The sequence below is a fragment of the Hymenobacter sedentarius genome (assembly GCF_001507645.1).
Taxonomy (GTDB): Bacteria; Bacteroidota; Bacteroidia; order Cytophagales; family Hymenobacteraceae; genus Hymenobacter; species Hymenobacter sedentarius.
Genome location: NZ_CP013909.1, coordinates 1631334 through 1643459 on the forward strand (window position 1 = coordinate 1631334; position 12126 = coordinate 1643459).

7 protein-coding genes are annotated in these 12126 nt (G+C 63.3%); 3 read left to right on the plus strand and 4 right to left on the minus strand.

Annotated elements, in window-relative coordinates:
• The first annotated feature begins 280 nt into the window (after positions 1-280).
• The 3 genes from AUC43_RS21485 (at position 281) to AUC43_RS06765 (ending at position 3886) form a co-directional block, all read left to right on the plus strand.
• Positions 281-2302, plus strand: a complete 2022-nt coding sequence (locus AUC43_RS21485) for a tetratricopeptide repeat-containing sensor histidine kinase (RefSeq protein WP_157780969.1) — start codon at positions 281-283, stop codon at positions 2300-2302.
• Between the two features lie 51 nt (positions 2303-2353).
• Positions 2354-2731, plus strand: a complete 378-nt coding sequence (locus AUC43_RS06760) for a response regulator (RefSeq protein ID WP_068191278.1) — start codon at positions 2354-2356, stop codon at positions 2729-2731.
• A 108-nt stretch (positions 2732-2839) separates the two neighbouring features.
• Positions 2840-3886: an adenylate/guanylate cyclase domain-containing protein gene (locus tag AUC43_RS06765; protein ID WP_068191280.1), complete on the plus strand. Its 1047-nt coding sequence runs from the start codon at positions 2840-2842 to the stop codon at positions 3884-3886.
• A 117-nt stretch (positions 3887-4003) separates the two neighbouring features.
• On the opposite strand, the gene AUC43_RS06770 is transcribed toward AUC43_RS06765, so the two are convergent.
• The 4 genes from AUC43_RS06770 to AUC43_RS06785 all read right to left on the minus strand — a co-directional run bounded on the left by AUC43_RS06770 (position 4004) and on the right by AUC43_RS06785 (position 12105).
• Entirely contained in the window at positions 4004-7294 is a 3291-nt protein-coding gene (locus AUC43_RS06770; RefSeq protein WP_068191282.1) for a cyclic nucleotide-binding domain-containing protein, read from the minus strand.
• A 272-nt stretch (positions 7295-7566) separates the two neighbouring features.
• The gene (locus AUC43_RS06775) at positions 7567-10017 is read right to left on the minus strand and encodes a glycoside hydrolase family 3 C-terminal domain-containing protein (protein WP_068191284.1); all 2451 of its coding nucleotides are present in this window, start codon (positions 10015-10017) and stop codon (positions 7567-7569) included.
• 285 nt (positions 10018-10302) lie between these two features.
• Positions 10303-10887: a glycoside hydrolase family 16 protein gene (locus AUC43_RS21490; RefSeq protein WP_335340918.1), complete on the minus strand. Its 585-nt coding sequence runs from the start codon at positions 10885-10887 to the stop codon at positions 10303-10305.
• A 342-nt stretch (positions 10888-11229) separates the two neighbouring features.
• A complete protein-coding gene (locus AUC43_RS06785; RefSeq protein ID WP_068191289.1) occupies positions 11230-12105 on the minus strand; it encodes a glycoside hydrolase family 16 protein in 876 nt (291 codons plus the stop codon).
• Positions 12106-12126: the final 21 nt, after the last annotated feature.

A 12126-nucleotide genomic window follows, 5' to 3' on the forward strand; every position in this document is an offset into this window, starting at 1 on the left:
TGCCAGCTTTTCTCGGATCCTCCTGGCCGTCCGGGACTGGCCCCAAAGCCGGGAGCTGAGGCGACGACATGTTTTTCAGCCCCTGATTATGCCCGTTTTGCCTGCCTGCTGCCAGCACTTCTCCCTCTGTATTCTACCCTGAACATACCGGTCGCCCAATGGGTTTGGGCTTAGCGACGAGCTTAACCAGCTTGACCAAACCCACGGCGACCCGCTCCGTTGAAGCGAACCGAGCGCCCAAACACCAAGTTTATCGTTTGCTTTCTTCAGGCTTAGCATATTGAGCATAATCTTTACTCCGATTCCTGGTTTTCGCGTGTTTGGCCGGCTTAGTTGGTTGCTGATTGTGCTGCTGCTGCTCGGGCCGCTTTCGGTGCGGGCGGCTGCCTCGCCGGCCCAAAGCCTGACAATCGACAGTCTCCGGCGCTTGCTGGCCCAACCGAATCAGGCCGATACCAACCGCGTGATGCTGCTCTGCCAGATCAGCGACCAGCTCTGGACCCAGCGCACCGATTCGGCCGCCGTGTACGCCCTCAAGGCCCTCACGCTTGCCCGCCGCATTGGCCACCACCGCGGCGAAGGCGAGGCGCTGAACCGGCTGGGCGCGGCCCTGCGCGAGAGCAACCTGGCGCGCGCCCTGGAAGTGTTCCAGCAGTCGCTGCGCATTGCCAAGGCCACCCACGACCCCGCCCTGGAGGCCCAGAACCTGCGCAGCATCGGCATTATTTACGTGTATTTGCGCGACCAGCGGCAGGGCCTGGCCTACTACTTCCGCGCCCTCAAGCTGGGCGAGCAGCTCCACGACGAGCGCCGCGTGGTCATTGAGCTGAGCAACATCGGCCTGGCCTACGACCTGTTCAATCAACTCGATTCGGCCCGCATCTTTCAGGAGCGGGCCTACGCCCTGGCGCGCCGCCTGGGCACGCCCACCAACTACATTCTGTACGGCCTGGGCAACGTGGCCCGCAAGCAGGGCCAGCTCAACCAAGCCCGGGCCTTCTACCGCGGCAGCATCGCCGAGTCGAAGGTGGTGCAGCATCTGCGCAGCCTCAATTTTGCCTACGTGGGCATGGCCACGCTCTACCAGCAGATGGGCCGCACCGATTCGAGCATTTACTACGCCCGCCTCGGCTGCCAAGCCGCCCAGACCAACGGCTTCCTGCGCGGCGTGCTCAATGCCAGCACCCTGCTCACCCACGACTTCAAAGCCCGTGGCCAAACCGACAGCGCCCTGAAGTACCAGAGCCTGATGCTGGTGATGAAAGACACGCTCTTTGGCCAGGAGAAGGTAATGCGCCTGCAAAGCCTGAACTACCGCGAGCAGCAGCGGGCCCAGGCGGCGGCCGCTAGCCAGGCTTCGCTTAAGGCCCGCTACCGCACCTACGGGCTGGTGGCTGGCTTGGTGGGGCTGCTGGCGCTGGCGCTGCTGCTGGGCCGCCACGGCCGCCAGCAGCAGCGCGCCAAAGAAGCGCTGGAGCAGTCCCTGGCTGAGCTGAAAACCGCCCAGGCCCAGCTGGTGCAGCGCGAGAAGATGGCGTTTCTGGGCGAGCTGACGGCGGGCATTGCCCACGAGCTGCAAAACCCGCTCAACTTTGTGAAGAACTTCGCCGAAGTGAGCACCGACCTCGTGGATGAAATATCCGGCGATCACCGCGACCCCACCCGCAATTCGGCGCTGGAACAGGAAATCCTGGCCGGCCTCAAGCAAAACCTTCAGAAAATCAGCCAGCACGGCCAGCGCGCCACGTCCATCATCAAGGGCATGCTCGAGCATTCGCGCACGGGCACCGGCCAGCGCGAAGCCACCGACCTCAACGCCCTCGTCGACGAAAGCCTGCGCCTGGCCTACCAGGGCCTGCGCACCAAGGAAAAGGATTTTTCGGCCCGCCTGACCACTTCGTTTGACCCCATGCTGCCCGCCGTGGCCGTGGTGTCGCAGGTCCTGAGCCGGGTTTTGATAAACCTGTTTACCAACGCTTTTCATGCCCTGCAGGCCCGCCAGCGGCAAACTGCCAGCCCCGATGGCCCCGGCCCCGACAGCTACCAGCCCGAAGTCACGGTGAGCACCCTCGCCTTGCCCGGCAAAGTTGAAATCCGCATCCGCGACAACGGCACCGGCATGTCGGAACAGGTGAAGGCCCGGATTTTCCACCCGTTTTTCACCACCAAGCCCGTGGGCGAAGGCACGGGCCTGGGCCTGTCGCTCAGTCACGATATTGTGACCACGGGCCACGGCGGCACGCTCGCCGTGGAGAGCGAGGAAGGCGCGGGCACCGAATTTGTGGTTACCCTGCCAGCTTAACTGTTATCCCGACCTACCTTTGGTACAGAAATATCCATGAAAAATCTACCCATGCAAATCCTGGTCGTTGACGATGAAACCGATGTGCGTGATTTGTTTCTGCAGCGCTTTCGGCGCGAAATCCGCAGCGGCGAGTTTAACTTCAGCTTTGCATTTTCGGGCGAAGAAGCCATGCAGTTCATGCGGAAGCACCATTCCGAAGTCCTGATTATTCTTTCCGACATCAACATGCCTGGCATGAGCGGGCTGGAGCTGCTGGGCCACGTAAAGGAGGAATTTGACATGCCCCCCACTACCATGATGATGATTACGGCGTACGGAGATAATGACATCTTTAAACAGGCCATGGAGCTCGGCGCTAACGACCTCTTAACCAAGCCAGTGGATTTTGTCGTGCTCAAAGAAAAATTGTTGCAACTGCTACCCTAATTCGGTTGTCGATATTGATTGACCAGTAGCGAACCCCTGGCGCCCACCCCAAGCGCCTGTGCTGCCGGCCGGCTTCTGATAACTGAATACCGAGTACTACCTACTGATATGAAGACGAAAATCCTGGTGGTCGACGACGAAGCCGACCTCGAACTGCTCATCAAGCAAAAGTTCCGGCGCAAAATCCGTGAGAATGCCTATGAGTTCGTTTTCGCCAACAACGGACAAGAGGCCCTCGAGCGCATTCTGCAAAACCCGGATACTGACATCATCCTCAGCGACATCAACATGCCCGTGATGGACGGGCTGACCCTGCTCACCCGCACCCACACCGAACACCCGACCATGAAAACGGTGATAGTGTCGGCCTACGGCGACCTGGGCAACCTGCGCACCGCCATGAACCGCGGCGCCTTCGACTTTGTGGTAAAGCCCGTCGATTTCCACGACCTGGAAGTCACTATCGAAAAGACTGCCGACGAGGTGCGCCAGCTGCGCGACACGCTCCGCGCCATCCAGGAAAACAACATCCTTAAGATGTACGTCGACGAGACGGTGCTCAAGTTCATGACCCGGCCCGACTTTGAAAACCGCCTCATGGCCAGCGAAACCGTGGAAGCCACGGTGGTTTTCCTTGACATCTGCGGCTTTACGTCGTTGGCCGAGCAGCTCCAGCCGGCCGACGTGGTGACCTTGCTCAACACTTACTTCGACCTTATGGTGAAGGAGGTAATTGCGCAGGGCGGCTACGTCGACAAGTTTATGGGCGACGCCGTGATGGCCGTATTCCGCGGCGAGCACCACCTGGACCGCGCCATCGACGCGGCCCTGTCGGCGCGCACCGCCTTGCACCAAAGCGACGCCCCGCTGCCCCCCGGCTTCGAGTACCGCCCCGAGGTGAGCATTGGCGTGAATACCGGCGAAGTGGTGTCCGGCAACATTGGTTCGGCTTCGCTCAAGCGGCTGGATTACACCATTATCGGCGACGTGGTGAACACCTGCCAGCGCCTGCAGGCCTCCGGCAAGCCCGGCCAGGTCATCATCAGCGAAGCCGTTTACCTCAAGGTAAAAGAATCCTTCAAGTGCCAGTACGTGAGCGAGGTAAAGTTGAAAAACAAAGCCCAACCCGTGAAAATCTACGAAGTAGTGGAGTAGCCACTCCCGCACCATAAACTGAAAAACGCCTGATGCGCAAGCATCAGGCGTTTTTTGTGTTTAAGCCAGGAAACGGGATAGGTTGAGCTGAAATTCCAGCCGGTACTGCCCGCCGCGCTAATGCGCCAGCTCGCGCATTTTCTCGTTTTGCAGCCGGATGCGCTGGCACAGCATGCGCAGGATGTTGCGCAGCACCTCGCCGCGCTCTTCCATGAGGTCGTAAAAATCTTCCTGGTCGAGGCGGAAGGCCAGCACCTGGCTGAGCGCTGCCGCCGAGGCCGAGCGGGGCTCAGCATCGAGCAGGGCCAGCTCGCCGAAGAAGTCGCCGGGCCCGAAGGTGGCCAACTGCTGGTTGCCGTTGAAGATGCCCACCTGGCCGTCGTGCAGGATGAACAGCGAGGTGCCGATGTCGCCTTTGGCAAAGATTTCCTCGCCTTCGTTGAAGGTTACCTCCTTCATGATGGGCACGATGCTGCTCAGCACGTTTTCGGGCGTTTGGGCAAACAGGGCGGTGCTTTTGAGCACCACCACCCGCTCCAGGGCGGAAATGCGGGCTTCGGCGGTGGCAGGAGAGTGGCTCATAGCGGTGGAATGGGATGGGGCGGATAATGGCTGGCCGGTGTGGGCCGCAAGGGCTGCCGCGGCCAGCTGCGCACTTTCGGCCAGCAGCTCATTGCGCGATTGCAGGTAGGGCTGCAGCAACGCCGGCGCATCGGCTTCGATGGGCTGCCAGTGGCGCAAGGCCAGGCTCAACGTCCAGGAGGAGAAAGCAGTAGGGCCCTGCCGAAGCAGGAAAACCGGTAAGGGCTCGGCAGGAAGAGCAGTGGGTTCCGGCGCTGATACCGCACCATAGCCAGCCGGCATCAGCCGGGTACGGGCTGGCTGAGCAGGTGCCGTAAGCGTGGCGAAAAGCCGGGCTTTTTCCGCTACGGGGGTGTCGTCGAGCAGGGCCTGCAGGCCCTGGTAAATGGGCCGCGGAATCAGGTTGTCGAGGATTTCCAGAGCGTTGGCCTGCCGCTCGCGGGCGGCGTGGGCCACGTTGCGCTGGGCCGTGGCCACCAAGTCGGCGTCGTAGAGCTGGGCCAGGATGCCGAACACGCGCTGGTGCAGCTGCGTCAGCTCGTAGTCGACGGTGGCATGCAGGGCGGGGCGTTGGTCGGCCACAAGGCCGCGCAGCAGCTGGGCCGCCAGAGTGAATTCCTCGCGCAGCAAGTGTTCAAACACGGGTGTCTCGGCGGGCACAGCGGGGGCGTGGCGCAAGGCGCGCAAAGCCACGGCCCGGCAAAACAGGTTACTGCCCTGGGCCAGCTCAACCAGCGCGGCGCGGCTTGCGGGCCCGGGCAGGCGTTCGAGCACCGTGGCCAGGCGGTGCATGGCGGCCGCGCCGGGCTTGCGGTGCAATGCCTCCCGCACCAAGGGCACCACGGCGGGGCCCAGCGCCACCAGGCTGTCGGCGGCGGGTTGCCAGCGTAGCTTGTCGCTCAGCGCCCGCAAGAGGTAGGGCGTGAGCTTGGTGTGGCCCACGGTGCCAATGGCTCTAAGGGCCGTTTCTGCTACCTGGGGCTCGCTGCTGGCCAGGCTGCTGGCAACAAGCTGGTCTTGTGTATCGAAGGGGAAGAAGCCCAGCAGCGCCAGGGCGGCGTCGCTGGTCGCGGCCGATGGCTGGTGCAATAAGTCGTGCAGGCTGGTTTGGGCCAGCGGGTTCTGGGGCTCGGCTTCGAGGCTGCCCCGGATGGCACCCTGGCGTGCGGCCATGTCGCTGCCGGTTAGCAGTGCCGCCACCAGGGAGGCCGCCGCTTCGGGGGCGGTGGCGGCCAATTGCTGGGCGGCGGCTTCGCGCACGGCGGGGGCGGGGTCGCGCAGCGCCAAGGCGTGCAGGGCTTCGGCGGGCAAGGGCCGCACTTCGGCAATGGCCAGCACCGCCAGGCGCACCCGTTCGTCGGGGTGCTCGAGAAGGGTGGGCGCGTGGCCGGCGAGGGCGGCCGGCTGGCGCTGGCGCAGCCAGGCCACGGCATTGAGTACCTCGGTGGGGCGGGGGCTGTGCAGGTGCGCCAGCACCACTTGCAGTGCGGCATCGGGCAGGGCCAGCTCGGCGGTTTCGGCAAAGCGACGGCTCAGGCCTTCCTTCAGCTCGGCGAGGTAGCTGCGGTAGGTGCGCGCCAAAAACAGCAGGGCCAAGACCAGCAGTGCGCCCATCCAGGCAAAGGGCACCCAGCCGTCGAGCAGGCCCGCGTAGCGCAGCCCGAAGAACAGCACGCCCGTCAGGCCCATGCCCAGGGGCTCATAAAAGCCCTTGGCCAGCGTGTGGGCGGCCAGCCGCTGCGGCGGCGCCAGGGGCTGGAACAACACCAGAAAAACGGGGTCGAACACGGTGCGACGCAGCACCTCCAGCAACAGGTACAGCCCGCAGAAGTACATCAACAGCCCCGATTCGGTATACGTACCCACCAGCTGCACACCTCCAAACCCGGCCAGCGCCACCAGCGCCACCGCCGGCAGCAGCCGCAGCGACCACTGCACGCCGTAGCGCTCCAGGGCCTGCCGGCTCACCAGCAACTTAAAAAACATGGCCGCCAGGTAGGTCAGCCCCAGTATCCAGCCCACCGAGCGGGTGATGTCTTCCGACTCGTGAAACTTGTGCTTAACGTTGATAAAAAACATGTACTCCACGCCGGTGAGCACGGCCGCAATGGCCACCAAACTCAGGCACATGGCCAGCACGAGCTCGCTGCCGCCAAACAGTTGCCGGACGATGTTGCCCGGGGCCCGCTGTACCCGGCGCATGGGCCGGGCCACGGCTTCCACGTTGTGCGAGCGCAGGGTGGAGCGCAAGGCAAATAGCGCCCCCACGTAGGCCGCAAAGGACACGCCTAGCAGCACCGGCAGCTGCGCATCGCCATGGATAAGCGCCGCCAGCAAGGCCCCGAGGGCCTTGGCCGGCATGTCGCCCGAGCTAATCACGCTGAACAGCCGCTTGCTTTGCCGCACGTCGAATACCACCGCCGACACGCCCCAGAACTCCAGGTTGGTGAGCAGGTAGATGACGCGGTAGCCCACCATAATGGCCACGGCCGCCACCACCGAGTGGCCCACAGCCACCAGCGTGCCCATGGCCCCGGTCAGGGCCACCACGGCCAGCAGCACGCGCACGGCCAGCTTCTTGAGCAGGTAGTGGTGCTCGAAATACGTGTACACCTTGCCCACGGCCATCATGCCCAGCGCGCCGGCGATGTAGCCCAGCGGCAGGCTGTGCTCGGGGTTGTGCTCGAGCAGCAGCACGTTGGCCGCTACGTACACCAGCACCGAGCCGATGCCAAGAAGAAAATTGTGCAGCAAAAACAGCCCCACCGTACGGGTTTCGCTGGTTTTGATGCCGAACAGGCGCTGTAGGGAGGTGGCAGAAATCATTGAAAAAATTGGGCTGGCACCACCGGGCGCAGCTGTAGCCAAATATACGGCTTCTGCGTTCCTATGCGGAATTTCGGGCCTGGGAAGAGAAATTCCAAGCTCTACCGGCGGCCTTCGCCCGTCGGCATGCCTCCTGCGTGCTGGAGTAGCCAGCTCAATAAAAGAGGCCCTTGGCGCAATGCCAAGGGCCTCTTTATCGTCTTAGTGCCGCCCATGGCCCAGCTCGGAATTAGCCCAGGAAATAGAGCTTTGAGGTTGAGCTAACCAGCCGCTTAGGGGGCGGGCTGCACAGCGGGCCCGGCTGGGTACACCTTGAGGGAGCGGCTGAAGGTGTTGTTGGTTTCCATCCATTCGCTCACGGTTTTGCCGGCGTCGACCACGGCTCCGAGCGAGAAATTGCCGCTCGCGGTCGGTTTCCAGTTATTGGAGGTGGCGGGCAGCAGGCGGGCCTGGCCGGGCAATAGGGGTTTGCCCATGCCTTGCAGGCTGGCCACTTTGGCGTTGTTCACGGTGAAGGCTACGTCGACCTTGCTGCTGGTGGGCAGCGGCGCCGTGCCCATATTCTTCACCATGGCGTAGAACGTAACGGGCTGGCCGGGCTTCGGGAAGCGGGGCACAGTGAACACCTGGGTTATCTTCAAATCGGGCTTGGCTGTAGCTGCTTTGAGGGTAAAAGCGCCCCCCAGCGGGAGTTTGTCCGACGCGCTGCCCACGCGGAAGCTGTAAGCCCCCGGGTGCACCTGGTAGCCTTTGGCCTGCTCGTTCCAGAAGTAAAAATCCTCGGCCGAAAGCGTGAAGCTGACCGTTTTCTTCTGTTTAGGCGCCAGGCTGATGCGCTCGAAGCCCTTGAGCTGTTTCTCCGGCATGGTCAGCTTACTCGATTTGTCGGTGAGGTAGAGCTGTACCACTTCGTCGCCGACCGTGGTGCCGGTGTTTTGCACATCTACGCTGATGGTGACGGGCGCACCGGCCAGGACCGGGGCGGTCGGCAGCTTCAGGTTGCTGTATTGGAAAGTGGTGTAGCTCAGGCCGGCGCCGAAGGCGAACTCGGGCTTCATGTTCTTCTTGTCGTAGAGGCGGTAGCCCACGCCGTTGGCGTCGGTGAGGTCGTCGCCCCAAGTGGGCAGCTGGGCGTCGCCAGTGGGCATGGTCACGGGCATGCGGCCGGCGGGGTTGTAGTCGCCCACCAGCACGTCGGCCAGCGCAGTGCCGGCTTCCTGGCCCGCGTAGAAGGAATAAAGCAGCGCCTTGGTGCGGGGCAGGCTCTCGTGCAGGGCGCACACGCCGCCGCTTTGCACCACCACCACCATCTTGGGATTGGCGCGGGCCAGGGCGTTGATGAGGGCCTGCTGCTGGCCGGGCAGCGTTACTGATTTGTTGGCGCGGTCGTGGCCCGAGTTGTACTCCTCGCCCTCCTGGGTGCTGTCGAGGCCGGCGGCGAAGATGACCACATCGGCCTCCCGGGCCAGCTCGCGGGCCAGCTTAAAGCCGCTGGTGTCGGCGCTGTTCATGTCGCAGCCTTTGGCAAAGGCGATTTTGGCCACGCCCAGCTTGGTTTCCAGGCCCTGCTTAAGGCTGACGGAGTAGGGCGGGCTGGTTTCGCTGCTGCCGTAGCAGTTCAGGTTGCCCTTGTCGGCGTTGGGACCGATGAGGGCGATGCGCTTCACCGTGGCCTTGTTCAGGGGCAAGAGCTGGTCGGTGTTCTTGAGCAGCACGATGGACTCGCGGGCCGCCTGCTGATTGAGCTTGGTGTGGGCTGGGGTGTTGGCGTCGGCCTTGCTGCCTTTGGGATAAAAGTCGAGCAGGCCCGCCATGATTTTGGTGCGCAGCACGTTGCGCACGGCCGCGTCGATGGCCGTCATGGGCACGGCGCCGCTGGCCACCAGGCCGGGCAGGTCTTTGGTGTAGTCGTCGCTGCCCATGCACACATCGTTGCCGGCCAGGATGGCCTTCTTCGTGTCGTGCACCGCGTCCCAGTCCGACACCACGTAGAACGGGAAGCCCCAGCGCTCGCGCAGCACCGTGTTCAGCAGGTAGGGGCTCTCGGCCGCGTGCTCGCCGTTGATGAGGTTGTAGGCCGACATCACGCTGAGCACGGCGCCTTCCTGTATCACGGTGCGGAAGTTATAGCCGTAGTGCTCCATCACGCCGCGGTCGGTAAACAGCTCGTTGCGGGTGTGGCGCGTCGACTGTTTGCCTTCAATCATGAAGTGCTTTACGGTGGCTATCACCGGCGTGGTCTGGATGCCCTTGGCCACGTGCGACGTAATCTGGCCAATCAGGAACGGGTCTTCGCCGCCGCTCTCGGCGCTGCGGCCGCCGCGCGGGTCCTGGGCCAGGTCGATGCACGGGCCCAATTGCTGGTGCTTGCCAAAGGCCCAGAACTCCTCGCCCATGGCCTGGCCTACTTGCTGGGCCAGGCTGCGGTGCCAGGTCGAAACCATGCCCATGCCGGTGGGCCAGGCAATGGCTTTCTGGAAGCGCACGCCGTGGGGGCCGTCGTCCATCACAAAGCCCGGGATTTTGAGCCGGTCGTTGGTGGGCGTGGTCATGAAGCTGTTGTTGGTCAGTTGAGCCAGCTTTTCTTCGGTGCTCATGGCTTTCAGCAGCGAATCGATGCGGGGCTCCAGGCCCAGGCGCTGGGCCTGGGCGGCGGGCTGGGCGCCGGCCACCAGCAAAGCCCCGAAGGCCAGGCGGCGGAGAAAGGGAAGGGATTGTTTCATAAAGTCGGAAATAGAGGGGAGAAAACTCCGCCGGAGCAAAGCGCAAACACGATGGGGCGCCAAAGAAGGAACAGGCCCGGCCCGGGACAAAAGAGGGGTAGCTCCGTGCCTGGCAGGGCCACCTTGGCGGCGCTGCAAATCGGCCCGGGCGGGCCTGTTCTTTCCCAATGGCGTGGCAGTCCACAGGCTGCCACGCCGGCACCACCCCAAGGAAGTCTCACCAAACCTTCGGCGTGATAGAAGTGAAAAATTGAGCTGAATAAGCCAGCGGCCGGACCGGCGGGCCTAGCGCTTTTTCATTTGGTAGATGCGCACGTAGTCCACCAGCATCTGCTGGGGAAAGGCGGCTTCATCGATGCCTTTCTGGCCGCCCCACTCGCCGCCCACGGCCACGTTGAGCAGCACGTGAAAGGGCTTGTCCCAGGGCCAGGCCTGCCAGCCGGTGCCTTCGTTGCGGGCCGCGAAGTAGAGCTGCCCGTCAATTTCGGCCGTGATGGTCTCGGGCGTCCACTCAATGGCGTAGACATGGAAGGCCGTGGTGGCGTCGGGCACGAGCGTGACGCCGGTTTTCTGGTTGTTGGTCCGGAAGTAGTAGCTCTTGCAGTGCGTTGAAGCATGAATCACGTTGGGGTCGTAGCCCACGTGCTCCATGATGTCGATTTCGCCGTTGTCGGGCCAGCTGTGGTTGCCATAGGTGTTTTCGTCGGGCAGCATCCAGATGGCGGGCCAGGTGCCGCGCCCGCCCGGAATGCGGGCCCGCACCTCGAAGCGGCCGTAGGTCTGGCTGCCGCCGCGGCCCTTGCCGCGCGATACCAGCCGGGCCGAGGTGTAGTCATTGCCGGGCTGCAGGGCTTCCTTGCGGGCCTCAATAACGAGATTGCCGCCCTCGACGCGGGCATTCTCGCGGCGTTTTTGGTGTAGTACTGCAGCTCCTTATTGCCCCAGCCGGTGCCGCCCACGTCGTAGCTCCACTTGGTGGAGTCGGGCAGGCCGGGGGCGTTAAACTCGTCGCTCCACACCAGCTTCTTGAAGGTGTAGCGGGGCGTTGGGCTAGTAGGTGCCTTGGCGCCAGCCGGTGGCCCAACGGGGGCAGCAGCACCCAGCAGCACGCTGCTGAATACTGCCACCACCCGGGCCAGCGTGGCTCCGCCACGGCAGCGCACACCCGCCATCTTAAGTTTCCCACCTTCTCTGACTGGCATGCGCACTGGGTTATTTGTACTGATAGTACCGAACATAGTCGACCTGCATTTGCTGGGGGAAGATGGTGCTGGTATCGGGGTTGCCGTCGAAATCGCCGCCAATGGCCACGTTCAGCACCACAAAAAACGGGTTGTTAAACGGGTTGGGGCTGGCGCCCCCGGTTCCGAAGGTATAATACTGCTGCCCATCCACGTAAAAGCGGGTTTGATCTTTGCTGCGCACCGCCGAGTACACATGGAAGCCGTCGGACAGCTCGGCGGGCTGGGTGACGGTGGTGCCCTGCTGGCCGTGTACGCCCTGGGCGTTCTGAAAGTGCATGGTGGTGAGCAGCTCGCGGGGCTTGCTGCCGCGCAGCTCCATGATATCGATTTCGCCGCACTTGGGCCAGTTGTTCTGGTCAATGTCGGAGCCCAGCATCCAGATGGCGGGCCACACGCCCTTGCCCTTGGGCACCTGCGCCCGCACATCGATGCGGCCGAACACAAAATCCTTTTTGCTCTTGGTGAGGATGCGGCCCGAGGTGAAGCTGCCCGTGCCGGAACGGATGGCCTTGATGGTGAGGTTGCCACCGCTCAGAAACACGTTGTCGGTCGAGTTGGTGTAGGTTTCGAGCTCGTTGTTGCCCCAGCCGCCACCGCCCAGGTCGTACTTCCATTTGGTGGCGTCGAGGGTGCCCGCGTCGAACTCATCGCTCCACACCAGGTCGGTGTAGTCGGCGTAGCTGCGGGCGTCCTCGTTGGCCACCGGCGCTGGGGGCGTTGGTGGCGTCACGGGCCCGGGCGTGAAGGTGGTGCCTTTGTCGGTGCAGGCCGGCAGGCTCAGGGCCAGCAGCAGGCCGGCCCCGAGGAGCTGGGTAGTCAGGGCGCGGAAGGGAAGTAGCCGCATAATATGAGGTAGGAAGTCAGC

Excerpts from the sequence above, each read along its gene's own strand:
- AUC43_RS06760 (WP_068191278.1), top strand. The coding sequence starts at position 2,354 with ATGCAAATCCTGGTCGTTGACGATGAAACCGATGTGCGTGATTTGTTT.
- AUC43_RS06765 (WP_068191280.1), top strand. The coding sequence starts at position 2,840 with ATGAAGACGAAAATCCTGGTGGTCGACGACGAAGCCGACCTCGAACTG.
- AUC43_RS06770 (WP_068191282.1), bottom strand. The coding sequence starts at position 7,294 with ATGATTTCTGCCACCTCCCTACAGCGCCTGTTCGGCATCAAAACCAGC.
- AUC43_RS06775 (WP_068191284.1), bottom strand. The coding sequence starts at position 10,017 with ATGAAACAATCCCTTCCCTTTCTCCGCCGCCTGGCCTTCGGGGCTTTG.
- AUC43_RS06785 (WP_068191289.1), bottom strand. The coding sequence starts at position 12,105 with ATGCGGCTACTTCCCTTCCGCGCCCTGACTACCCAGCTCCTCGGGGCC.